15 protein-coding genes are annotated in these 24,710 nt (G+C 67.3%); 3 read left to right on the top strand and 12 right to left on the bottom strand.

Annotated elements, in window-relative coordinates; all coding sequences use genetic code 11:
* Nucleotides 1-166 precede the first annotated feature (166 nt).
* The 3 genes from IEQ11_RS02415 to IEQ11_RS02405 are packed head-to-tail and all read right to left on the bottom strand — an operon-like array spanning nt 167 to nt 4,031.
* Nucleotides 167-2,137, bottom strand: a complete 1,971-nt coding sequence (locus IEQ11_RS02415; RefSeq protein WP_046659840.1) for a GMC family oxidoreductase — start codon at nt 2,135-2,137, stop codon at nt 167-169.
* A complete protein-coding gene (locus tag IEQ11_RS02410; protein ID WP_046659837.1) occupies nt 2,134-2,628 on the bottom strand; it encodes a hypothetical protein in 495 nt (164 codons plus the stop codon). The genes IEQ11_RS02415 and IEQ11_RS02410 overlap by 4 nt, the downstream gene beginning before the upstream one ends.
* Before the next feature lie 11 nt (nt 2,629-2,639).
* Nucleotides 2,640-4,031 (bottom strand): hypothetical protein, encoded by a 1,392-nt coding sequence (locus IEQ11_RS02405; protein WP_228464894.1) that lies wholly within the window; start codon nt 4,029-4,031, stop codon nt 2,640-2,642.
* 381 nt (nt 4,032-4,412) lie between these two features.
* On the opposite strand from IEQ11_RS02405, the gene IEQ11_RS02400 reads away from it, so the two are divergent.
* Nucleotides 4,413-4,673, top strand: a complete 261-nt coding sequence (locus IEQ11_RS02400; RefSeq protein ID WP_191822939.1) for a hypothetical protein — start codon at nt 4,413-4,415, stop codon at nt 4,671-4,673.
* Here IEQ11_RS02400 and IEQ11_RS02395 read toward each other — a convergent pair.
* The 4 genes from IEQ11_RS02395 to IEQ11_RS02380 all read right to left on the bottom strand — a co-directional run bounded on the left by IEQ11_RS02395 (nt 4,631) and on the right by IEQ11_RS02380 (nt 11,391).
* Nucleotides 4,631-7,036: a S8 family serine peptidase gene (locus IEQ11_RS02395; protein ID WP_191822938.1), complete on the bottom strand. Its 2,406-nt coding sequence runs from the start codon at nt 7,034-7,036 to the stop codon at nt 4,631-4,633. The two genes, IEQ11_RS02400 and IEQ11_RS02395, sit on opposite strands and share 43 nt — an antisense overlap.
* Before the next feature lie 530 nt (nt 7,037-7,566).
* Nucleotides 7,567-8,517, bottom strand: a complete 951-nt coding sequence (locus IEQ11_RS02390; protein ID WP_036108272.1) for an AraC family transcriptional regulator — start codon at nt 8,515-8,517, stop codon at nt 7,567-7,569.
* 225 nt (nt 8,518-8,742) lie between these two features.
* Complete coding sequence (locus IEQ11_RS02385; RefSeq protein WP_191822937.1) at nt 8,743-10,554, bottom strand: XVIPCD domain-containing protein; 1,812 nt, start codon at nt 10,552-10,554, stop codon at nt 8,743-8,745.
* A 3-nt stretch (nt 10,555-10,557) separates the two neighbouring features.
* The gene (locus IEQ11_RS02380) at nt 10,558-11,391 is read right to left on the bottom strand and encodes a hypothetical protein (RefSeq protein ID WP_191822936.1); all 834 of its coding nucleotides are present in this window, start codon (nt 11,389-11,391) and stop codon (nt 10,558-10,560) included.
* An 814-nt stretch (nt 11,392-12,205) separates the two neighbouring features.
* Between IEQ11_RS02380 and IEQ11_RS02375 the strand changes: the two genes are divergently transcribed.
* Together IEQ11_RS02375 and IEQ11_RS02370 are read left to right on the top strand one after the other, a co-directional pair.
* Nucleotides 12,206-15,400 (top strand): efflux RND transporter permease subunit, encoded by a 3,195-nt coding sequence (locus IEQ11_RS02375; RefSeq protein ID WP_191822935.1) that lies wholly within the window; start codon nt 12,206-12,208, stop codon nt 15,398-15,400.
* Nucleotides 15,397-16,542, top strand: a complete 1,146-nt coding sequence (locus IEQ11_RS02370; protein WP_057920556.1) for an efflux RND transporter periplasmic adaptor subunit — start codon at nt 15,397-15,399, stop codon at nt 16,540-16,542. Before IEQ11_RS02375 ends, IEQ11_RS02370 begins: the two co-directional genes overlap by 4 nt.
* 163 nt (nt 16,543-16,705) lie before the next feature.
* On the opposite strand, the gene fghA is transcribed toward IEQ11_RS02370, so the two are convergent.
* The 5 genes from fghA to ppc form a co-directional block, all read right to left on the bottom strand.
* Entirely contained in the window at nt 16,706-17,536 is an 831-nt protein-coding gene (gene fghA, locus IEQ11_RS02365; RefSeq protein ID WP_191822934.1) for an S-formylglutathione hydrolase, read from the bottom strand.
* A 154-nt stretch (nt 17,537-17,690) separates the two neighbouring features.
* Nucleotides 17,691-18,800: an S-(hydroxymethyl)glutathione dehydrogenase/class III alcohol dehydrogenase gene (locus IEQ11_RS02360; RefSeq protein WP_096418098.1), complete on the bottom strand. Its 1,110-nt coding sequence runs from the start codon at nt 18,798-18,800 to the stop codon at nt 17,691-17,693.
* Between the two features lie 121 nt (nt 18,801-18,921).
* A complete protein-coding gene (frmR, locus tag IEQ11_RS02355) occupies nt 18,922-19,197 on the bottom strand; it encodes a formaldehyde-responsive transcriptional repressor FrmR (protein ID WP_036108252.1) in 276 nt (91 codons plus the stop codon).
* A gap of 330 nt (nt 19,198-19,527) precedes the next feature.
* On the bottom strand, nt 19,528-21,219 hold the full coding sequence (locus tag IEQ11_RS02350) for a hypothetical protein (RefSeq protein ID WP_191822933.1): 1,692 nt from the start codon (nt 21,217-21,219) through the stop codon (nt 19,528-19,530).
* Between the two features lie 506 nt (nt 21,220-21,725).
* Nucleotides 21,726-24,488: a phosphoenolpyruvate carboxylase gene (gene ppc / locus IEQ11_RS02345; RefSeq protein WP_056115450.1), complete on the bottom strand. Its 2,763-nt coding sequence runs from the start codon at nt 24,486-24,488 to the stop codon at nt 21,726-21,728.
* Nucleotides 24,489-24,710: the final 222 nt, after the last annotated feature.

Below are 24,710 nucleotides of genomic sequence, written 5' to 3'. Positions count from 1 at the left end.
GCCATGCGCATCGTCGCATTGCGATCGCACGCGATGCGAGCGCGCGGTCGAGGTCCCGGCCACGAAAACTTGCAGGCCTCACTCTTCGATGCAAAGCAACGAGGCCGCGTCCTCCCCGGACGCGGCCTCCTCTACCCTGCCTGCAGCATCCTGGGTCCCGGCGGGGTCAGCCGAGATCGGCCAGGATATTGTCCGCCGCCTGCAACGCCAGCGCGGCGATGGTCAGGGTCGGATTGGCGGTGGCGGTGGTCGGAAACACGCCGCTGCCGACCATGTACAGGTTGCTGTGATCCCACGATTGCTGGCGCGCGTTGAGCACCGAGGTCGTGGCGCTGTCGCCCATGCGGTAAGTGCCGATGATGTGGCCGGCGCCGTAGAACGTGAAGGTATCGCCGAGGTACTGGAACGTGGTCGGGCTCGGACTCGTCCCGCTCAACACCGGCGTCGCCGGCACCTGGGTGTACTCGGTCGCGCCGAGCGCCTGGAAGATCTCGGTCGAAGCCGCCTTCGCCGAGACGAAACCGTTGCGCACGTAGTTCTCGCGAATGCGGTACGTGACCTGCGGCCGCGGCAAACCCAGATGATCCTTGTACTGGCTCGACAGCTGCACGCGGTTGTCGGGATCGGGCAACTGCTCGATCAGATAGCCCAGGCGCAACTGGCGGATGTAGACGTTGTTGAGCGTGGCGACCAGTTTCGAACCGTACAACTGACTGAACGCCGGCAGGCTCGGATCGAACCGCAGCGACTGCCCCTGCTGATTGACCGAATCGCCGTTCAACTGGGTGTTGTTCTGGCCGAACACGAAATCGGCGAGCGTGGTGTAGGGATCGTTGGTCGCCCAGTTCCAGCCTTCGTTGCCGATCTCGATGCGATAGGCCGCGCGCTGAGTGCGGAACGCGCCGTCGCGCACCGACTCGATGCCCGAGGTCGACAGCGGCCCGCGGAAGGCATAGATCGGGTCCTTCGACAGGCCCCAGGCCAGGTACATCACGTGATCCATCAGATTGCGGCCGACCTGATCGGAGCGGTTGGCCACGCCGTTGGGATAGCCCGGGTTGCCGTTCGACATCAGCAACAGCTTGGGCGTCTCGATCGCATGCGCGGCCAGCACGTAGCGCTTGCCGACCGCGGTGCCCTTGCCGGTCGACGGCCCGGTCTGGCTGTCGTAGGTCAGGTAATCGATGCCGCTGACCTGATCGCCGCTCAGGCGGATGTTGTTGGCCACGGTCTTGTACTGGATCTGCACGTTGCCGGTCTGCAGCGCCTCGGCCAATGTCACCGTGCCGTCGTACTTGGCCTGGATCGGGCAGATCGGAATGCAGTTGGTGTTGCCCGCGCATTGGCGGCGCTTGCCCGGCTGCGAGTTGCGCCCCTGCGGTGTCGGGGTGACGAACAGGCCGATGTTGTCGATCTTCAGCGAGGTCACCTTGTCCTCGTACAGCACATCGTTCAAGGACGGGGTGATGCCCGGCATCGGGAAATCGTAATTCGGCCCGTAGTTGCCATCGGGCTGCACGTCGAAGGTCTTGTACAGATCGACCATCGGCTGCTTGTCGGAGGACACGCCGATGGTTTCGGTGGCCTTGCGGTAATACGGCAGCAAGCTCTGATAGAACTGCGCGCCGCCGGGCCAGTCCACGCCCTGGCCGTACTTGGTTTTCAGCTGGAAATCGTTGGGCAGGTGATTGAGCGAGGTGCCCAGCCAATGCCAGGTGGTGCCGCCGGCGACGCGTTCGTAGGAACTGCCGAACGCGAAGGTCATCTCCGGGTCGTCGGCGCGCGTCGCGGTCTGCGGCGGGTAGACGAAATAGCACTGCGCCGGGTTCTGCCACGCGTTGATCTGCAACACCGTGTAGCGCGGGGTGTTGAGCGTGGCCGGATCGGGTTGGCCGAGCGGATTGCTCGCGCTGCCGGTTCCTTGCATGGTCGGCGGATACGGCGACTCGGGCGTCTTCGCGTTCGCGGTGAAGAACGTCTGCATATAGTCTTCGCGGCTCTTTGGCACCGGCGGGCCGCCTTCGAGGATCAACACCTGCTTGCCGGCCTTGCCGAGCTGGTAGGCGATGATCGAACCGGAGATGCCCGAGCCCACGATCACCACGTCGAAACCGCCCGCTGGAATGGTGATGCTCATGCCGGGTTCTCCAGGTAGTCCTGCAGCGGCGGCGGCGTGGTCGCCCAATAGCCGTAGGTGTAGTTGGAACTGCCCATCGGATGCGACTGCATCACCCGCCACACCAGCCCTTGCGTGTAGCTGGTCGCCGAGATCACCTCGCTGAAGGTCTGGCCGCGGGTGGGCGAATTGTCGGACACCACGGTCGGCCAGGCGCCCATGTACCACAGGTAGATCAGCTGGCGCAGCGCCAGCACTTCGGCCGGATACGTGCCGCTGAGCAGCGCGCCGGCGATGGCTTCGTTGTTGCCGTCCTGGCCGCCTTCGGCCTGGTTGAGGTTGTAGTACTCGCAGATGATCTGATCGGCCATGCCGTTGGGCAGCTTGTCGCGAAACACCTGCAGGTACACGGTCTTGATATCGACCGGATCGATCCGCGGCGCGATCGCGGCGCGGGTGAAACCGGTCAGCCCGACGCTGAGCCGGATGAAGTACTCCATGTAATCGACCATGTCCGAGCTCCTTATTGCGCGCGCTGCAGCAGGTAGGTGAAGTCCGAGGGCTGACGGTTGGTCATCGTCGCGTTGTTGTGGCAGGCCATGCAGCTCGACGAGGCCTGCGGCACCTTGCCCTGGATGTAGGTTTCCAAGGTCGCGTTGGCGAGGAACGACGGCGCCGGATTGCCGGTCGGATCGGTCGGGTTCTTGGCGTTGGTCGGCCACTGCGTGCTGATCAGCTCGTAGTTGGCCCACACCGTGCCCGGATAGGTCTGCTGCAACAGCGCCTGATAGCGCGCGTTGAGCGACTTGGTCGAAGCGGTCAGCGCGACCTCGCGCATGATCTGGCTCGGCGGGGTGTGCGGATTGTTGGGGTTCCACGGCCGCGCCGGCGGTTCGTTGACATCGCAGTCGCCGCTGCAATCCTTGTTGTAGAAGTTGTACTGCGACTTGTCGATCGGCTCGCCCTTGACCGGCACGTTGTCGACGTGTTCGAACGTCGACCACACCCACTGCGGCTCGTCCGCGGTCTTGTGCGCGATATGCAGTCCGACCAGGCCGACCGTCTGCAACTTGCACGAGGCCTGCACGCCCTCGTGTTCGCCGGGGTTGGTGTAGACCAGCGCCTGGATGGTGTGGAAGCGGCTCGCCTGGTCCTTGCCGCCCATCACCTTCCACGACGACTTGATCATGATCGCGCCGGTGTTCTTGGAACCGGCGGGCTGGGCGAAGTTGGCCGGCTTGCCGAATTTTTGCTGGCCGGCCTTGCTGTACAGACCATCGCTGACGATGGTGTTGAACATGTCCTGGTTGGCCATGATCGCGAAGCGCACGTACTGGCCGTTCTGATCGATCAGCGGACCAGTTTCGAACGGCTCGCCGCTTTCGTCGAGCACGTTCGGGGTCTTGCCGACCTGGGTCAGGTTCAGCACGCCGTTGCCCATGCCCTTGCACACGTCCGGCGGCGGCGGGTCCTGGCCCCACGGCGGCGGCGTGGCGCCGCCGGGCAGGAAGATGTCGCGGCTTTCCTTCCAGTTCTCCCACACCGTCGGTACGTTGGCGCCGAAGGTCGCGCCGGGCTTGGGATTGCCGTCGCTGCCGCCGGGCCAGTTGACCGCGATGAACGACTGCCACGAGAACAGATCGAAATCGTCCTGCAGGTCCTGCAGGTTCGGGTTGGATTGCGGCACGCTGATCTCGAGCGGAATGGTCGAACTCAACGGCGGCAGCGGCGCGGTCGCGGCGCTCGCGTGCTGGCGGATGTCGGCGCGCGACAGACTGTCGTGCGGCTCGGGCTTGAGATGGCTGTCGGTGCATGCCGCCAGCGCGAACACGAACGTGGCCGCGGCCAGCGGCGCGATCATTGGCCTGACGAACGAAACGGACCGCTGCGGGCCAAGACGGTATCGATGATTCATGGCGAGTCCCCTGCTCCCTGGTGATACGAAGCGAAGATTCGCTTCGCCGCGAGGCGGGCAGCGCACCGCAACAGGCTGCGGAGGATGGAACACAAGCCAGGTTGGATGGCTGGCGATCGAATCGCTGGCTACGTCGCGTCGGGCGCAGACGCTACCACGCGTCCGTCGAAAAAATGCGACTGTTCGCGCAGAAACAAATTAAACGATCTTTCTTTGCGATCGAGCGCGAAACGCTGTCCTGCGCGAGCGCGCAATTGCGTTCACTGTTCAAGCGGCAGGCATTGCCCCGATGAAACGCGCGGCGTTTTTGCGTTATCGGCGGTGGTGCGAGGGTGAGCGAGGGTGAGTACGCGCGCCACGCGTTTGCGCTGCAACGTCGACTTGCGCGAACGCGACCCGAGCGATATCGCGAAGGCCGACACCATCGCGACAGGGGGTGTCGAAAAAGAGCACCGGACATCGCGTCCGGTGCCGGGGGACCTGCGCGGCTTGCGCTCGCCAGGTAAGAATCGTCTTGCTCATTCATCGATACGCGCGGCGAACCGCGCGCTCGATTGCCGCGAACGGCTTGCGCGAACGCAAGCCGCTTCGCCGGCCGCTCAGTTGGCCGCGCAGCTCGCGCTGTTGTCGGCGCGCAACTGATCGTAGGTCTTCTGTCCGGCCGGCAGCGGCGTCGCCTGCGCGGGCAGCAGCGAGCGATACGACGGGTCGTAGGTCGCCGACAGGAAGCAGGCCTCGGACTGGGCATGGAACTTCAGTCGTCCATTGCCGTAGCTGCTGTCGAAACCGGCCGTGCCCAGATCGTTGCCGCCGGTGCTGGCCACGTACACCAGCGAGTCGTACACCGAGTTGGACAGGCTGACGTTGCGCTGCTTGAGCAAGGCGGCGCGATCGGCTTTCTGCTGCGCGGTCGCGTCGGCCGGCAAGGCCGCCGGCACGGTCGCGTTGGTCAGCTGGCGCTGATGCTGCAGACCCAGCAGCGCGAGCGCGGCCACGTGCGGCGTCGCCGAGGACGTTCCGTTGAAGGCGTTGTCGCCGTAGGACACGGTGTCGACGTTGGCGAAGTTGGCGATGTCCGGCTTGGCGTTGCCCGCGGCCTGACCGTTCGGACGCGCGCCGCCGGCGGCGAGTACCGGGCCGCGCGAGCTGTAGGCTTCCAGGTTCGAGGTCGCCGCATCCAGCGCGGCCACCGTGATCACATTGGCCGAATCGGCCGGATGCACCAGCGAGCGATCCTGCACGCCGTACTGGAAGTTGTGCAGGCCGCCGCTCATCAGACGCAGGAAGTTGCTGGCGTTGGCGGTCTTGCGCACCACCCGCACGCCGAACTTGCCGCCGCCGGAGAAACGCGCGGTGTTGAACACGTTGTTGCAGGCAGCGGTCTTGGTGTTGGCCGCCGGCTGCAGGGCGATGCGTTCGAGCGGTTGCTGGCCGGCCAGGCCGGTCTGGGCGTCGTCGGACTGGGTCACGGCGACCCAGCCGGCCGGCGTCACCACGCGGCCGTTGCGGGTCACCGCGTCCGCCCAGCGCACCAGTTCCAGACGATAGTCGGCGTTGGTGGTGTTGTTGGCGCTGGTCCAGTCGTTCCAGCCCAGCCACACGTCGATCGCGATCAGATCGGCGTCGGCCGCGGTCTTGCCGCCGACCGGGATGCAATCGCCGAAGCCCTGGCCTTCCAGGCGCAGCAGGTTGATGTTGTCGGCGATCGCCGCGCCGTTGGCGTCGACATTGCCGACCACGAAATCCTGGAACGTGTTGGCGACCGCGCCGGGCGTGCTGTCGCCGTCCCAGTGCACCTGCGCTTCGTTGCCGGCGGCGTTGAGGATCAGCACGCCGTTGCGCGCGGCCGCGTCGATCGCATCGTAAAGGCCCTTGAGATTGCTGCCGGTGCCGGTGCCGTCGCCGGGCGCGTACAAGGCCATGCCCTGCGATGCGGTCAGCACCTGCGCGCGCGGCTCGCCCTGCGGCTCGTTGAGCGCGTTGAGGTTGGCCGCGTCCTGGATGCCCTTGATCCAGTCGGCGGTCTGTCCGGCGTCGTACACGCGGAATTTCGCTTCCGGCACGATGTCGTAGACGATCTCGACCACGGCGTTGCCGTGCTTGACCTTGGTGTAGCCGAACGCGCCGCCGGCCGGCTTGAACAAGGTGAGTTTGTCGGCGACCGCGGCGGTGTTCTTCGGCCATTCGCCCGCGTCCTGCAGCGCCTTGATCTGGCCGGTGTTGTCGGCGAACTGATCGAACACCGCGACGGTCAGGCCTTCGCCCTTGAGATCGCGGCGCTGCGCGGCCGGCAGCTGCGCATAGTTACCGAGCGAACGCAGCTGATCAAGATTGCTGGCGGCGGCGCCGTCGGTGAACGCGGCGGTGTTCGGCATCGCCAGCAGCGACACCTGCGCGACCGGTTGCAGGCCCGCCACCCATTCCAGACGCGCCAGCGGCACCTTGGCTTCCAGGCTCGGCGAACCGTTGACCTGTTCGGCTTCCAGGCCCGCGGCGAGCAAGGTCTCGCGCAAGGTCGAGGTCGCGCGATCGAGCAGGCTCGGGTTCTGAATCTGTTCGTGGGTCAGGGCCAGATTGACGTTGACCTTGAGCTTCTCGCCGTCGCGATAACGCAGCGGAATGCCGACCCGGTCGAGCACCGCGATCTGCGCGGCGACGCTGGCGCCGGCATAGGCCGGGCCGCGCGCCAAGGACGACGCGCCCGTCGACGCCGATGCGCCCGCCGCGTTCGGCAGCTGCGACAAGGCCTGCACCGCCTGCAGCAACTGGCCGGCGCCGAGCTTGCTCTGCGCGTCGTTGCGCGGCGTCGGCGCGTTCATCGCGACCGGTTTCCAGCTCGCCACGGGCAACGAGCCCGACGCCGTTGATGCGCCCGCCGTATTGGCGAGCGCGCCGGAGGCGACCGCGCCCGCTGTCTGCGCTTCGTTGCGCGACCACAACAGCACCGTGGCACAGGCCGCGGCGAGACCGAGCACGGCGAATTTTTTCGACGACATCTTGTTCATTCGTTGGTTCCTGATGCGGATTGCGGTCATGGTCGTCCGCTGCCGACGGGCGCAAGCCCGTGGCACGGCCGAGGCGCGAAGACCTGGGTGCGGGAAAGGGAACAGCGATGGGAGCGCGACGATCGACGGGGGGAGGTGGGGATCGGGTTTTCGTCGCGCTCAATCCTCAAACGCAAAAAGTGCGACTTCCCCCCATCACCGTGGCACTTATTTTGACAGCACGATTTTTCATATCGACGCGACGCGCATGGCTTTCGCCGCGCGCGAAACGCAAGTGCGTGGCCAACGCCCTACCCCGTTCGCGCCTCGTGCGTTCGCGCATTCGCGACTGCGTGCCTGCATCGCGACACGCGCGTCGCGGCATCGCGCGAAACGCGGTTGCATACGAAACTTTTCGCGATGATTCAGCCGATCGCGAATTCGCGAGCGCGCATTGGCATCGCGGAAGATTTCGCCGATCAGCGGTGAACGTATCGGCCAGGACATGCATCTGTCGACGCGCGAAGGCATCGAAAGATCGCGATGCGGGCTCAGCCCTGCGGCATGCCGCGCGCCATCACCACCTCGGCGCGCGGCGGCGCGCCGAACAAGCGCTTGTACTCGCGCGAGAACTGCGACGGGCTTTCGTAACCGACCCGGTGCGCGGCGGTCACCGCCTCGACTCCGCTGACCATCATCAGGCGCCGCGCTTCGTGCAGGCGCAGATGCTTCTGGAACTGCAGCGGCGACAAGGTGGTCACCGCCTTGAACTGGTGGTGCAGCGAGGAGGTGCTCATGTGCACCTGCTCGGCCAGCTCGTCGATGCTCAACGGCTGCAGATAGCACTGGCGCAGCACCGCCACCGCCTTGGCGATGCGGCTGGAGCGGCTGTCGGTCAACGCCAGCGCGCGCAGCCGATGGCCGAGGTCGCCCATCAGCACCCGATAGAAAATTTCCCGCAAGGCCATCGGCGCGAGCACCGGCAGGTCCTGCGGCGTATCGAGCAGACGCATCAACCGCAGCACCGCGTCCATCAAAGTCGTGTTGACCCGCGCCGCGTACAGGCCCAGGTCGACGCCGTTGCCGCCGTGACCGTGGTCGATCGTCGGCGACTGGCCGGCATCGACGATCAGGCTGGCGATCTGCGCCGGATCGATGTCCAGGCGCAGGCACAGATACGGCTTGTCCGGCGTCGCCTCGACCACCTGGCCGATCATCGGCAGCGTCACCGACACCACCAGATAGTTGAGCGGGTCGTAGTGATAGGTGCGATCGGACAAGGTCACGACCTTGCGGCCTTGCGCGACCACGCACAGCCGCGGCTCGTACACCGACGGCGAACATTCGGTCGGCGCGCTCATGCGGATCAGGTGCAGCGGCCGGACCGCGGTGGCGTGGACGCCGTCGCTGTCGGTCAATCGGGCAATCCGATCGACCAGTTCGGCCTGCGCGGCGCAGCTGCCGCGTTGCGCGATCGATTCGGCGGAGCTATTGGCGTTCATGGCGTCCCGTGCACAGTCGGGTTGCCTCGATTATCGGTACGAATCTGCCCGCGGACTGTGCCTAGTCGGCCGGTTTGCAGAAATAGGCAAGGATGTGACGGGATTAGGCGCGGTCTCGCGGCGCCGGGCCATGCGCCATGGGGCTGGGAACACCGGGGCGGCCGCGCCACGTGTCCGCCCCGGCCGGCTCGGCACGGCCGGGACGCTCGAACCAACGCCGCCAGGCTACTGCTGCATCCCGCGCGCCTGCGCCTGCGCGCCCTGGGTCTCGGCCTGGATGCGGGCGGCCTCCTGGACCTGCTGCTGCGACTGCAAGCCGGGCTGGCTCGCCTGCGAGGATTGTTCGATCGGCGTCGCGATCGCACGCTGCACGTTCACGCCGGCCAGATGGTGGGTCGGGTCGTTGAGCGGCCCCTGCACCCCGATCAGCATGCTGCGGTCGCGGTTGAACACCACATGGTCGATCCGCGCCGCCGGGAAGGCGTCGCGTTGATTGAGCGCCTGCGCGACGATGCCGGCGGCCAGGCGCTCTTCGTCGTGCGGCTGGAAGGTCCCCGGCGGGATATTGACCGAGTGCCGCAGCCCCTGCAGCGCGCTGTTGTACATGGAATGCCCGGGATGCTCGGGATCGGACAGCACCGCGGCGCGGCCCGGCGCCGACTCGTTGCGCGCCGGCCCCTCGCCGGTGCCGCCCGGAACCGAACGCTCGCCTTCGCGCGCGAGCGGCGCATCGATCGGCACGTGCTGATGCTGGTTCGGACCGTCGAAGGTGTGATCGAACCGGCCCGCCACCGACGGCGTCGTGCTGGTGTCGCGATACGCCTGCGACCCGGGGCCGGCGCTGGTCCGGATGAAGATGCCGTTCTCCTCCAACAGCGTTTCGTTCACGCCCAGGCTGTTCAAGTTCAGATGCATCTGCGAGGCGGCGCCGTGCTTGGGCACCGCGACGCTCCGCTCGATCCAGATCGCGCGCCCGACGATTTCGGCGCCATAGATGTTGGCGTAATCCGAATGGCCGTGCGGCCCCAGACCGACCGTGGCGTGCGCGGCGACGCCCGGCGTTCCCACCGGTTTCTGATCGAAGTAGTACTGGCCCATCGTCGCGACATTGGTCGGCGAACTGGTCAGGCTGTTGTCGGCGTTGAAGCTCAGATTGGCCCGCGCCACCGGCGCGCCGGCGGCATCGAGTTCGAGGAAATCCTCGACCCGTCCGCGGTTGGCGTTGTTCCACATCTCGGTCAGTCCGGCGTTCGGATTGCCGCTGCGCTGTTTCTCGTAACTCAGCATCGCGTTCCAGCCGGCGATGTGGGCCTCGGCTTCGTCGTTGCGATTGGACTGCATCCAACGCACGCTCGGCGCGGTGTAGTCGTTGATCGGGTTGGCGTCGCCGGCGATCTGCCGCGCCTGCGCATCGAAGCGGTCGCGCGCGCGCTCCGAGCCGGCGCGGTTGAAGCCGTGCTCCATCTCGTGGCCCAGCACGAAGCTCATGTTGTGCTGATCGAAGCTGGCGGTGGTGAGGCTCGCGGGCGTGAGGTTCATGACCCGAGTGGCCGGATCGTAACTGCCGCCGGCGCCGGGCGCGGTATGCAGCGCGAAACCGCGCAATTCGCGCTGGGTCTCGTTGCGCACCGCGTCCTTGAACTGATCGACCAACACCGGCGAGCCGTTGAGGGTGCGCTCCAGGTTGGCGTGCATGTCCGCGGTGACGTTGGCGGTGTGGGCGAAACGCAGACTCATGTCCTGCAACTTCAACACCGCGCGCAGGTCCGGGTTGACCGGCGTGGCGCCGGTCAGCACTTCGGCCGGCAAGGTCACCCGGCCGCTGGCGATGTCGTATTGGCCGATCGACGCCGGCCCGGGCGGCGCCAGCGCGAAGCTGCGCAGATGCCCGTTGGCCGCGTCGGCATTGAGGCTGCTCAACAAGGTCGGGGTGGCGGTGATCGCCGCGCGCAACTGCGCGGCCTGCGCCGGGGTGACGCCGGGTTCCAGCGCGAACTGATCGAGCGCCGCGGTCAGCTGAGGATTGGGACCGGGCATGGCTTAGCCCTCCTCTTTGGCTGCGTCATAAGCACTCGGGCGCACCTCGATGCTGCGCACGCAGGCATGCGCGCGCTTGGCTTCGGACGCGGCCGATTCGCGCTGGGTCACGATGTCCACGTTCACGCCGCCGCGCCGGAACACGTGCGCCAGGGTGCCGCGGGTGGCGTATTCGACCTTGCTCGGTGTCGCCGGGCCTTCCTCGAATCCCATGTCGAGCAGCGCGCGCCGATAGGCCGCGTAATCCATCGCGCAGGCCGGGCCCAGATCGAGCTGGTCCTGATCGGCCTGAGCGCCGTCGTAGTCGAGGCGGTATTCGATCCTCTTCGCGTCCGCGGCCGAGGCATCGTCCGAGTAGGCGATGGTCTGCGACCAGTCGCTGCCGGCGATCGCTTCGGAAAACCCTTCGTAACCAGGCTCGCGTTCGCCCGCCTCACCGCCCGGCGGCTCGGGCAGGCGCATGACCGCCTTGAAGCGGTCCAGGCTGAAATCCGCCGGCGTCTTGAGGCTGTCGATCAACTTCAACAGCCGGTGCCCGGCTTCCTGGGACGTGAGCGTTGACCCGCCGGCGGCGGGCAGCGAAGACGACGTGGTTTCGGACATGGCGGCGCTGACCTTCACAGGTTCGGATGGGGGCGAGAGTTCGTGCGGCTGTTTCGCGGCGCATGCGCTGAACAAGCCGGTTGCGGGCAACAGCATCGCCGCTGCCAGCCAGGCCGGGATCCGGGTGTTGACCATCGACGTCTGTCTCCCTGTCGTGCCGCGGCTCGGTGCGAGCGATTCCGTGAGCGTCGAGTATGCCAGCGGCCGCGCGCCTGGGAAGCCGGGGCCGCCCAATCGCCTGATCGATGGCCGCGCGTTCGCCCGCGGCGCCGATGCCATGCCCGCGCCGCCTCGGGCCGGCAGCGAACGACCTGCGGGCGCCGCTCGATCAGGCAATCCGTCCGCTTCGCCAGCCACCACAACGCGCTGCCACGGCGAATCAGACGAACGTCTTGATGTCCCGGGGTTCCCGAGGAATACCGGCCGATGCCGCGATCGGTAGAAATCTGCCCGCAAGCTGTGCCGATCCGGCCAAATTGCAGAAATAGGCAACGATGCGACAGTAATGTACTAACGCACGCGCGAGCCACGGACTAACGTAACCGCACTCCCCCGAAGCACCCTGGCCAGCGAACGCTGGGCGACGACCTTTGACCCGACGCCCGCCTCGACGGTACGCCGGGTAGCGGCGGTGGTCGCGCAGACCCCGGAGCGGGCCGGGCGAAACACGAACGGATGCCGCCGGTCCAACAGCGAGCGAGGTCCACCCAACCCCACACTCGACACGACCCAACACTCGACACGCTGACGATCGCGCGCATACGTCACCCGCGAGCGATCGCATCGCGCACTCGCATCGCCCCGTCCGCGCAACTGACGAATTTGTCAGCCAAACGACAGCTTCGCGTACGCGTGCCGCGCCTAGAGTGCCCGCAGGTTTTCGCTTCTTCATCGTTCGGCTCTTCACCGTTCCTTGCGCGACGCATCGCCAGCGTTGCGGCCTGCATACGAACCGTTCCACGCGACACGGCTGCGGCCCGATCGCCAGGCGCGGACACTTCGCACCATTCATCCAGCCGTCGGCTCCCTCACTCGGATTCCCCTCACGATGTGGATTGTTCAATACGCCCTGAGCCGCCGTTACACGATCGGCGTCCTGGCGATCCTGATCCTGCTGTTCGGCGTGCTGTCGGCGCGCAAGATGCCGACCGACATCCTCCCCGAGGTCGGGATTCCCTCGATCAATCTGGTGTGGACCTACACCGGCCTGCCGGCGGCCGACGTCGCGGCGAAGATGACCTCGTTCTCCGAGGCGGCGATCCTCAACACCGTCGACGACCTTAAGGAAGTGCGATCGGAAACGATCAACGGCGCCAGCATCGTGCGCATCGACTTCCAGCCGACCGTGAGCCTGGACCGCGCGCTGGTGCAGATCACCGCGGTCTCGCAGACGATCCTGCGGCGCATGCCGCCGGGCACCTCGCCGCCGCTGGTGGTGCGCAACAACGTGTCGAGCACGCCGGTGCTGCAACTGGTGCTGTCGTCGGATTCGCTGACCGAGGCGCAGTTGTACGACTACGCGCGCCTGCAGCTGCGTTCGCAGATCCAGACCATTCCCGGCATCCGCATGACCCTGCCCTACGGCGGCGCGCCGCGGCAGATCATGGTCGATCTCGATCCGGCCAAGCTGCAGACCTACGGCTTGACCCCGGCCGACGTGACCGGCGCGCTCGAGCGCGGCAGCCCGACCCTGCCGTCGGGTTCGATCCGCGAAGGCCAGCGCGAGATGCAGATCTCGATCGACACCAGCCCGGCGACCGCGGCCGAGTTCCTCGACATCCCGGTGGTGTCGCGCGGCGGCACGGTGATCTACGTGCGCGACGTCGCCTCGGTGCGCGACGGCGGCGCGCTGCAGACCAACGTCGCGCGCATGGACGGCTCCAGCGCGGTGTCGGTGGCGCTGATCAAGCTCGGCGGCGCGTCCGCGGTCGAGATCGTGCGCGCGGTGCGCGAGCGCCTGCCCGAGATCGAAGCCTCGGCGCCGCCGGGCACGCGCATCCACGCGATCTTCGATCAGTCGGTGTTCGTCGACAACGCGATCAGCTCGATCGAACACGAAGCGCTGCTGGTCGGCCTGCTGGTCGCGCTGGTGGTGCTGATGTTCATCGGCTCGTGGCGCTCGAGCATGATCGTGCTGTCGGCGATTCCGCTGGCGCTGCTGTCTTCGATCGCGATGCTGCATCTGCTCGGCTACACCTTCAACGTCATGACCCTGGGCGGCCTGGCGCTGGCGATCGGCATCCTGGTCGACAACGCGGTGGTCGACGTGGAAAACACCAACCGCAACATCGCCCTGGGCAAGGACGTGCGCACCGCGATCCTCGACAGCGCCAAGGAAGTGGTGTTCCCGGAAATGGTCTCGACCATTTCGATCTGCATCGTGCTGACCCCGATCCTGCTGATGACCGGCCTGTCGGCGTGGGTGTTCACCCCGCTGGCGCTGGCGGTGATCTTCGCCATGCTGGCCTCGTTCCTGCTCTCGCGCACGCTGATCCCGGTGCTTTGCTACATGCTGCTGCCGGCCGATATCAAGAGCCGCGCCAATCCGCGCTGGGCGCCGGAAAAGCTGCTGCTGAAGATCAACCACAAGGTCGAGCACGTGCTCGATTCGCTGCGCGACAAGCACCACGCGCTGCTGATCAAGCTCGGTCATCACGGCCTGGTGCTGACCGTGGTCGCGGTGCTGGTGTTCGGCGTCGGCGCGCTCGCCGCCGCCTCGCTCGGCCGCGAGTACTTCCCGCAGGTCGACGCCGGCCAGCTGCGCATGCAGGTGCGGCTGCCCTCGGGCACCCGCCTGGAGGAAACCGCGGCCAAGCTCAGCGAGATCCAGCGCGAAATCCGCACGATCATTCCGCCGCAGGAATTGCAGACCGTGTACGAGCAGATCGGCGTGCCCGACGCGATCAACCTGTCGCTGGTCGACAGCGCGGTGGTGGGTTCGTTCGAAGCCGAGATCATGCTGCAGCTGCGCTCGCCGCACGCCAACAGCCACGACTATCTGGTCAAGATCCGCAAGCGCATCGCCGAACGTTTCCCCGAAGCCAAGCTGTTCGAGCGTCCGCCGGACGCGACCAGCCGCACCCTGGCCGGCTCGGCCGCGGCGGCGTTCGAAGTGCGCCTGATCGGCCGCGACGTGCCCGGCAACCTGGCGATGGCGCGAGAGATCGAACAACGCCTGCACAAGGTGCCCGGCGCGGTCGACATCGCCTTGCGCCAGGTGCTCGATCTGCCCGAATACCAGGTCAAGATCGATCGCACCCGCGCCGCGCAACTGGGCCTGGACGCGCAGCAGGCCAGCCGCGCCGTGCTCGCGGTGCTCGGCTCGGCCGGCACGGTGTCGCCGGTGTACTGGACCGACACCGTCAATGCGATCGCCTACACCGTGCAGGTGCAGGCGCCGATCAACAATCTGAAAAACATCGACGCGCTGATGAATTCGCCGCTGCGCATCGGCGCCAACGGCGAAGCGGTGCTGTTGCGCAACATCGCCACGGTCACCGCGCGCCAGGTGCCGGCCAGCGTCGCCCGCACCACCCTGGCGCCGACCATCAGCGTGATCGCGAACGTGGAAGGCACCGACCTGGGTTCAATCTACGACCAGCTCACGAAGATCACCGGCGAACTCAACGCCAAGCTCAAGCCCGGCAACCGCATCGAGATCGTCGGCCAGGCCGGCGAGATGCAGAGCGCCTACGGCGAACTCGCGACCGGTCTGGTGATGTCGGCGATCCTGGTGTTCCTCGTGCTGGTGGTGAATTTCCAGTCGTGGATTCAACCCGCGGTGGCGATGTCGGGCCTGCCGATCGCGATCGCCGGCGCCGCCGTCGGCCTGTGGGTGACCGGTACGCCGCTGAGCGTGCCGGCGCTGATGGGCGTGATGATGGTGATCGGCGTATCGACCGCCAACAGCGTGCTGGTGACCAGCTTCGCCCGCGGCCTGATCGCCGACGGTCACGATCCCGAACTGGCCGCGTACGAATCGGCCGCGGTGCGCCTGCGTCCGGTGCTGATGACCGCCAGCGCGATGGTGCTCGGCATCATCCCGATGGCGATCGGCCTGGGCGACGGCGGCGAACAGAACGCGCCGCTCGGCCGCGCCGTGATCGGCGGCCTGCTGTTCGGCACGCCCGCCACCTTGATTCTCGTTCCTTCTATCCTGGCCGTCGTCGGCCGCCGTCGTAAGCCGCGCGTCGAGGACGAATCCTCCGACAGCGCCGGCGCCCCCGCAGGAGTCGCTCCATGAACCGCTCGATCCGTGTCTCCCACCCGCTCGACCGGGCCGGCCTGAGCCTCGCCCTCGCCGCCGCGCTGCTGACCGTGCTCGCCGGCTGCAGCCGCAGCGACGCCGAGACCACGCCGGCCAACGCCCTGCCCGAAGTGCTCACGGTGCAGGCCAAGGCCGCCGATGCCGCCTTTGATCTGTCCCTGCCCGCGCGCGCGCAGGCCGGCGAGTCGGCGCAGCTGTACGCGCGCGCGACCGGTTTCGTCAGCGAACGCAAGGTCGAACTCGGCGACAAGGTCGACGCGGGCCAGGTGCTGGCGACGATCTCGGCGCCGGAGATCGATCAATCGGTGCGCGAAGCGCGCGCGCTGCTGGCGCAGACCGCCGCCGATCAGGAACTGGCCAAGGTCAACTACGACCGCGCCCAGGCCCTGATCGGTACCGGCGCGGTGTCGAAGGAATACTTCAGCGACCGCAAGGGCAATTACGACGTGGCCGTGGCCGCGCGCAACGCGGCCCAGGCGCGGCTGACCTCGGCGCTGGAACGGCAGTCGTTCCAGTCGGTGCGCGCGCCGTTCGCCGGGGTGGTGGTGGCGCGCAATGTCGAACGCGGCGATCGGGTGGTCGGCGATTCGGCGTCCTCGACGGTACCGATGTTCGAGATCGCCGTGCTCGATCCGCTGCGGGTGGTGGTCGACGTGCCGCAGAACGTGTCGATGCAGATCCAGAACGGGCTGGAAGCCGACGTGAGCTTTCCGGAATTGCCCGGCCAGGTGTTCAAGGCGCAGGTCGCGCGCAGCGCGCGCACGCTCTCGCGCGACGCCGGCGTGATGCGCACCGAGCTGCGCCTGCCCAATCCCGACAGCCGCATCCCGGCCGGCATGGTCGGTTCCGCGCGCCTGCACCTGCCGCGCGTCGCGCCGGCGGTGGTGTTGCCGGTGTCGACGGTGATCCAGCGCGCGACCGGCGTGCAGGTGGTGACCTTGAAGGCGGACTCGACCTTGTCGTATCGCGACGTGACCCTGGGTCGCAACCTGGGCAACGAAGTCGAAGTGCTGACCGGCATCCAGGCCGGCGACACCGTGGTGCTGGCGCCGAACGCGCTGCTGGCCGACGGCAACAAGGTGCATGCGAAGGCGTTGCCGCCGCCGAAGAAGTCGTAAGGGCCGCGGGCCCTCATCCGGCCCTTTGGGCCACCTTCTCCCGCGTCGCGGGAGAAGGGCGCGGGCTACTCGGGATACCTCCCGGTCTGCCGCTTGCATCGATCACTTCGGATTACTCCCTCTCCCGCTTGCGGGAGAGGGCCGGGGTGAGGGCAAGCAACTCTCAGCCGTGCAACGCCTTGGCATGATGCGCAACATGCTCGCCGATATAACTGGCGATGAAGTAATAACTATGGTCGTATCCCGGCCGGATGCGCAGTTCCAGCGGATGCCTGGCCACCTCGCACGCAACCCGCAACAACTCCGGCTTCAACTGCGGCGCCAGGAACTCGTCGTCGCCGCCTTGGTCGATCAACAACGGCAACCGCTCGCGCGCACCAGCGACCAACGCAGTCGCATCCCACGCCTTCCACGCCTCGCGGTCCTCGCCCAGATAAGCGGTGAACGCCTTCTCGCCCCACGGCGAATGCGACGGCGCGGCGATCGGCGAAAACGCCGACACGCTGCGATAGCGGCCCGGATTCTTCAACGCGATCATCAACGCGCCATGCCCGCCCATCGAATGCCCGCTGATGCCGCGCGCGCTGGTGGTCGGAAAATGCGCGTCGACCAGGGCCGGCAATTCATCGACCACGTAGTCGTACATGCGGAAGTTCGCCGCCCATTTCGGCCGCGTCGCGTTGAGATAAAACCCCGCGCCCTGGCCCAGGTCGTAACCCTCGGCATCGGGCATGCCCTCGCCGCGCGGACTGGTATCGGCCGCGACCAGGATCACCCCGTGCTGCGCCGCGAACTGCTGCGCGCCGGCCTTGGTGATGAAGTTCTGCTCGGTGCAGGTCAGGCCTGACAGCCAATACAGCACCGGACAATCGCCGCGCTCGGCCTGCGGCGGCAGGTACACGCCGAAACGCATCGTGCAGCCCAGGGTGGTGGCGGTGTGGCTCCAGACTTCCTGGCGGCCGCCGAAGCAGGCGTGGGATTCGATTTTTTGCATGGTGCCCTCTCTCGATTTTCGCCGATCAGCGAAGCGCCGCGGCCCTCATCCGCCCCTTCGGGGCACCTTCTCCCGCTCGCGGGAGAAGGACACAACTCGTCATTAGCCCCTCTCCCGCTGGCGGGAGAGGGGTTGGGGTGAGGGCCGCAAGCGATCAGTAATGAATCACCGTGCGAATCGACTTGCCCTCATGCATCAGATCGAAGGCCTCGTTGATCCGCTCCAGCGGCAGCGTATGGGTGATGAACGGATCGAGATCGATCTCGCCCTTCATCGCCTGCTCGACCATGCCCGGCAACTGGGTGCGGCCCTTGACCCCGCCGAACGCCGAACCGCGCCACACGCGCCCGGTCACCAACTGGAACGGACGCGTGCTGATTTCCTGGCCCGCGCCGGCCACGCCGATGATCACCGACTCGCCCCAGCCCTTGTGGCAGCACTCCAGCGCCGCGCGCATCACGTTGACGTTGCCGATGCATTCGAAACTGAAATCCACGCCGCCGTCGGTCATCTCGACCAGCACGTCCTGGATCGGACGATCGTGATCCTTCGGATTCACGCAGTCGGTCGCGCCCATCGCCTTGGCCAGTTCGAACTTGCCCGCGTTGGTGTCCACGCCGATGATGCGCCCGGCCTTGGCCTGCACCGCGCCCTGGATCACCGCCAGACCGATGCCGCCGAGTCCGAACACCGCGACCGTATCGCCGGGCTGCACTTTCGCCGTGTTGTGGACCGCGCCGATGCCGGTGGTGACGCCGCAGCCGAGCAGGCAGACTTTTTCCAGCGGCGCCTGCGGATTGACCACCGCCAGCGACACTTCGGCGACCACGGTGTATTCGCTGAAGGTGCTGCAGCCCATGTAGTGATGGATCGGCTTGCCTTCATAGCTGAAACGCGAACTGCCGTCGGGCATGACGCCCTTACCCTGCGTCGCGCGCACGGCCTGACACAGATTGGTCTTGCCCGACAGGCAGAACTTGCACTTGCGGCATTCGGCCGTGTACAGCGGAATCACGTGATCGCCGGGCTTGACGCTGGTGACGCCTTCGCCGACCTCGACCACCACGCCGCCGCCTTCATGGCCGAGCACCGCCGGAAACAAGCCTTCCGGGTCGTCGCCGCTGAGGGTGAACGCATCGGTGTGACACACGCCGGTCGCGGTGATGCGCACCAGCACTTCGCCGGCGCGCGGCGGCTCGACGTCGATCTCGACGATCTGCAAGGGCTGGCCGGCGGCGAAGGCGACGGCGGCGCGGCTTTTGATGGTCCGGCTCATGGGAAGGATTCTCCTGCGGTGGCGCCGCGTGGGGCGGGAAAGGATAGGGATGGCGAGGATGCGATGCGGCGACGCGCGGATCGATGCGAAGCGCGCGACTGCAACGGATTCATTTCAGATACGAACGCACCAACGCTGCGACTTCGTCGATGCTGGCGCTGCGGGTTTTCTGCGACGACACGGCCTGGCCGAGTTCTTCGCGGATGTGGCTTTCCAGCACTTCCGACATCAAACCGTTGATCGCGCCGCGGATCGCGGCGATCTGTTGCAGCACCGCGGCGCATTCGCTGCCGGCCTCGAGCGCGCGCTCCAGCGCCTCGGTCTGGCCCTTGATGCGGCGCACCCGGGTGAGCACGCGTTTTTTCTCGGCGGGGGAATGCGGCATGGCGGCGGTCTCACGCGGCAGCGGCGGGTCGGCACTGGATACTGGGGGATAGTATCAGATCGCTCGCGCCGGCCAAGCGTCGTGACGGCCCTGGGCAAGGAAACTACGGACAGCGCCACCAAGCCTGAGATCTTGCGGCCGCATGCACAGCCGCGTTGCATGGAAGAAAGCGGGATCGCCACGGTGCTTCGCCAAGGAACCGAGCGAAGCGCCGATACATCGACGATCGCCGCGCCGCGCTTCGCGCCGCAGCGATATGCCAGCTACCACCACGCCCGCGCGCGACGACCGGACCGGATTCGTTCGAAAACGAATCCGGCCGCCTGGCTCCTATCGGCCGGGCCTGACCCTGCACGCGGAATCGTTGATCGCCGGATCGAGCACCGCGTAGTTCGCGCGCGGCGTGCCGGCCGCAGCCACCTGAGCCAGTCCCCAGCCGAGTCTCGCGTCGCGGGTGAAGGCCGCGCCATTGACCGCGACGGTCGAGGCCGCCCCGGGAATCGATGCTTTCAACAAATGCAGCTGCGAATCCCGACCCGCGATCGCGAACGTCCGCCCCTGCCCCACCAGGCCGAAACCCGCACCGTTGCGATCGCGATTGGCGGTGGCGAACCAGCCGCTGTCGCTGAAACCCAGGTAACGACCGGGGTTGAACAGGTCGGCGATGCAGTAGGTGCTCGTGCGCAGTCGCGCCACGCCGATGTCGAAGCTGTTGTCGGCTTTCTTGCTGTCGGCCATCAGCACCACCCTGCCATCGTGCTGCGCGGCCACGCCGTGGAAGAATTCGTTCTTTCCGCCGAACCTGAAAGGCCCCAGCTGGAAACTCTCGTCCATCGAACCGTCGGGATTGAGCCGGATCAGATGGCCGCGCGGATTATCGGGATGGTTGGGATCGCCGAAGTCCGATTGCCCCGCCACCAGGATCCTGCCATCGGCCTGGATCGCGAGCGCGGTGATCACGCCATCGAACACCTCGCGCCGGAAGCTCGGATCGACGCGGCCGTCGGCGAAGTAGCGCATCACCGCGCAGTGCTCGCCGTGTCCGGTCAGTCCGCGCGCCATGATCAGCTTGCCGTCGGCCTGCAGCGCCAGATCGAGACTGCCGCGATGCATTCCCGGGACAAGGGACGCGAGCCGGCCGTGCTCGCCGAATTCCGGATCGAGACGGCCGTCGGGCAGATAGCGCGCCATCGCCGTCGCGTAGACGCCTGTGCCGCCAAGCGCGCCGGTCACGACGATCCTGCCGTCGGCCTGGATCACCAGATCGTTGCCCATGGCGTCGGACCTGGCGTAGTCGGCGAACGAAGTCAGGATTCTTCCGCCGTCGCCGAAACCTTCGTCGAGCTGTCCATCCTGCCTGTAGCGCGCGAGCATGAATTGGTTTCGCGGCAGATCGCCGCGCCAATCGAAGGCATAGCCGGCGACGACGATCTGACCGTCGGCCTGGATCGCCATGTCCCACACCTTGGGCTCGGGGAAGCCCAGGTCGAGAAAGCTCGTGGTCTGCACGCCGTCGTCGGAGAACGACAGATCGCGCGCGCCGTTCGCCTGGTAGCGCATCACCAAGGTCGTCTTGGTGGTATGTCCGGCGATCACGATCTTGCCGTCGCCGAGCACCGCGAGCGTGTTGCAATTGGCGTAGTCGCCGATCGCGCCAGTGCGTATCGAACCGTCGATGCCGAAATCGCGGTCCAGCGCGCCATTGGCCAGAAAGCGCGTCAGCCGGCAGTTGCCGAACGGATCGTCGGGCGGGTTCGAAATATGCCCGACGACGAGGATCTTGCCGTCGGGCTGGATGGCCATGGCCTTGGGAAAGTGGAAGCGCTCCGGCGCGTCGGTCTGCGCCAGGCCGCCATTGCCGAAACTCGGGTCCAGGCTGCCGTCGCCGGTCGCGCGATGGATGGCGGTGTCGCTTGATGTGGGTCTTGCGTCTTGGGCTTGCGCGGACGCGTGGGCGCTGGCGAGCGCCAGCAGCGTCGCACTCGCCATGGCGAGGCCGACGGAAGAAAATCGAGAAGTCATGGGGGAGCCTTCTATGCACGTATCAGAAGTGGCGACCACCCCCTGTAGCCGCGGGCCGCAGCGGCGCCGCCCGGTGGCGACGCGCGGAAAATTAGCACGACGAGTCGATGACAAAGCGGGCGCGTTGCGGCAGTTCGCGAATTCCATAAACATTCGTCGGCCGGCGAAGTTTGTTCGGTCTCATCGTAGGAGCGTCAGCCGACTGTAGGAGCGGCGTGAGCCGCGACCGCGCCGTTGCGACTACGACGAAACTTGCAGCGTCGTTGTGGATTCGCGGTCGCAGCTTACGCAGCTCCTACAGGGGGGCTGGGGGAGTTTCGTCGTTGGTCGAAAAATCTGTCCGATTGCGTCGTCGGCACCTGGGCCGACTGTAGGAGCGGCGTAAGCCGCGACCGCGCCGTTGCGGCTACGACGAAAGTTGCGGCGTCGTTGTGGATTCGCGGTCGCAGCTTACGCAGCTCCTACAGGCGGCTGCGGGTCGATTCGTCGATACGGACCGTTCGCGCTCAACCGGTATTCTGCACCCCAGCCGCGATGCCGTTGACCGTCGCCACCAAGGCTTGCTGCAGGCCGTCGTCCGGCCGTCCCGCCGCGCGCCAGCGCGCCAGCAGGTCGACCTGCAACAGGCTGATCGGGTCGACATAAGGGTTGCGCAGACGAATCGACTGGCGCAGGCGATGATCGCCCAGCAACAGCTCCTCGCTGCCCTTGATCGTCAGCACCGCGCGTCGGGTGCGTTCGAATTCCTCGGCGATGCCGGGATGGAAGCGCGCATGCAGGTCGCCTTCGGGCAGGTCGGCGGCGAGCATCGAATAGCGTTCGAAGATCGCCGGGTCGGACTTGGCCAGGACCATTTCCAGATCGTCGATCAAGGTGCCGAAGAACGGCCAGTCGCGCGCCATCTCGGCCAGCGCGTCGCGGCCGTGTTCGGCCAGCGCGCGTTCCAGGCCGGTGCCGACGCCGTACCACGCGGTCAAACCGGCGCGGTTCTGCGACCAGGCGAACACCCACGGGATCGCGCGCAGCGAACCGATGTCGCCGACGCCGGCGCGCTTGGCCGGGCGCGAGCCGATGCGCAGCCGCTCGATCACGTCGATCGGCGTGGCGGCGCGGAAATACGCGGGGAACTGCGGGTCTTCGTGCACCAGCGCGCGGTAGTGCGCGCGTGCGCGCTGGGCCAGTTCGGCGGCGATCGCGCGCCAGCCGGCTTCGCGCGGTTCCGGCGCGCGCGGACGCAGGGTCGCGCGCAGCACCGCGCCGGTGGTCTGTTCGAGATTGCGCAGCGCCAGCGCGCGGATGCCGTACTTGCGATGGATCACTTCGCCCTGCTCGGTCAGACGCAGGTAGCCGTCGACCGAGCCGCGCGGCGCGGCGATCACCGCGCGCTCGGTCTTGCCGCCGCCGCGGCTGATCGAGCCGCCGCGGCCGTGGAAGAACGCGATCCGCACCTGGCTGTCGTGGGCCAGCGCGGTCAGCGCGATCTGGGTCTGCTGCAAGGCCCAGCGCGAGGCGACCATGCCGCCGTCCTTGGCGCTGTCGGAATAGCCCAGCATCACCACCTGGCGATTGCCGCGCGCGCGCAGATGAGCGCGGTACATCGGATCGGCGAACAGCGCGCGCAAGGTGTCGGCGGCGGCGTCGAGGTCGTCGACGGTTTCGAACAGCGGCGCGACATCCAGCGGCACCCGGCCGTCGCCGTCGACGCAGCCGGCGGTCTTGGCCAGCGCCAGCACCGCCAGCGCGTCGGCGGCGCTGCGGCTCATGCTGACGATGTACGGACCGAACGCGCGCTCGCCGTAACGCGGACGCAGCCGCGCGACCGCGCGGAACACCTCAAGCGTGGACTGCGCGGCATTGGCCGCGGCGCGCGCGGGCGGCGCGTCGCCGTCGAGCAGGCTGTGCAGTCGGGTGGCGCGGGTGGCCACGTCCAGCGATTCCCAGTCGGGCATATCGAGCAACGCAGCCAGCGCGGCGTCGTGGGTGCCCGAGTCCTGACGCAGGTCCAGGCTGGCCAGATGGAAGCCGAAGCACTCGGCGCGGCGGCGCAGGCGGCGCACCGCGAAACCGCCGGCGTGTTCGCCCTGGTTGGCGGCCAGGCTGCGTTCGATCAGAGCGATGTCGGCCAGGAACGCGGGCGCGTCGGGATAGCCGTGCACGCTTTCCTCGACCGTGGCCTGCAGGCGCGCGGCCATCAGGCTGAGCAGGTTGCGGTACGGCATGTCGGCGTGGCGCGGCTTGAGCAGCGCGGCCGCCTTCGGCAGTTGGTAGCGGTAGTCCTCGACCCGCGCGAGCACCGCGTCGTCGATGCGCACGCGGGTGACCGACTGGCTGAGCAATTCGGCCAGCGAGGCCAGGTCGTTGCGATAGGCATTGAGCACCAGCGCACGCTGACCGGACAAGGTCGCGGCGATGGTGTCGGCGCCGACATTGGGATTGCCGTCCATGTCGCCGCCGACCCAGGTGCCGAAGCCGAGCACGTCGGGCAAGGCCGCGCCGCCTTCGCCGAAGCGCTCGCCGTAGATTTCGCGCAGCGCGTCCTCGAAGGTTTCGTAATACACCGGCAGCACCCGGTACAGCACGTCGGACAGATAGAAACCGACGTGTTCGAACTCGTCGGCGACGCTGGGCTTGGCCGCGGGTGCTTCGGCGGTCTGCCAGCTCGCGGTCAGGGCCAGGCGGATGCGTTCGCGATCGGCGCGACGTTCGGTGGGGGTGCGGTTGCGGTCGATGTCGGCGACCAGACAGCCGACGATGGTGCGTTCTTTCTCCAGCAGCGCGCGTCGCACCGCTTCGGTTGGATGCGCGGTGAACACCGGTTCGATCCGCAGCCGCGGCAGCAACGCGGCGACTTCCTCGGCGCTGACGCCCTGCCGCGCGAGCAGGCCGATCGCGTCGCGCAGGCCGCCGGGCTGGGCGCCGGCGCCGCTGCGTTCGTAGTCGCGGCGGCGGCGGATGCGGTGCACGCGCTCGGCCAGATTGACCGCCTGGAAATAGGTGGCGAAGGCGCGCACCAGATCGCTGGCCTGGTCCAGATCGATATCGGCCAGCACCTCGGCCAGCGCGCCGATCGGCGCTTGCGCTTCGCGGCGGCGGATCGCGGCGCGGCGCAGGCGTTCGACATCGTCGAGGAAGGCCGGGCCGCGCTGTTCGGCGAGGATTTCGCCGACCAGGGCGCCCAGGGTCTTGACGTCGTCGCGCAGCAAGGCGTCGGTGGAGGCGAAATCAACCGCACGCAGCGGTTCGTCGCTGGTATCGAGGAGGACATTCATGGCTTAAAGGCTACAGCACGTCATGCGCGATGTGCCGACGGTTGCAGCTGTGACGGATTGGCGACAGCGCTCCGGACAACTGCCGTCGCGCCCGGCCGCCTCGGGCACGCGGCCGGTCGCGCCTCGGCCTGAGCCACGAATGCACGGGCGAGCGCGCCGCCGACGAGGCGACGAGCGGCGTCCGAACCCCCTGGCGCGCTGCGACCGGAATCACGAAACTAT

The sequence above is a fragment of the Lysobacter capsici genome (genome assembly GCF_014779555.2).
GTDB lineage: Bacteria > Pseudomonadota > Gammaproteobacteria > Xanthomonadales > Xanthomonadaceae > Lysobacter > Lysobacter capsici.
The sequence above is the reverse complement of the archived record's forward strand: the minus strand, read 5'-3'. Positions and strand labels throughout refer to the sequence as shown.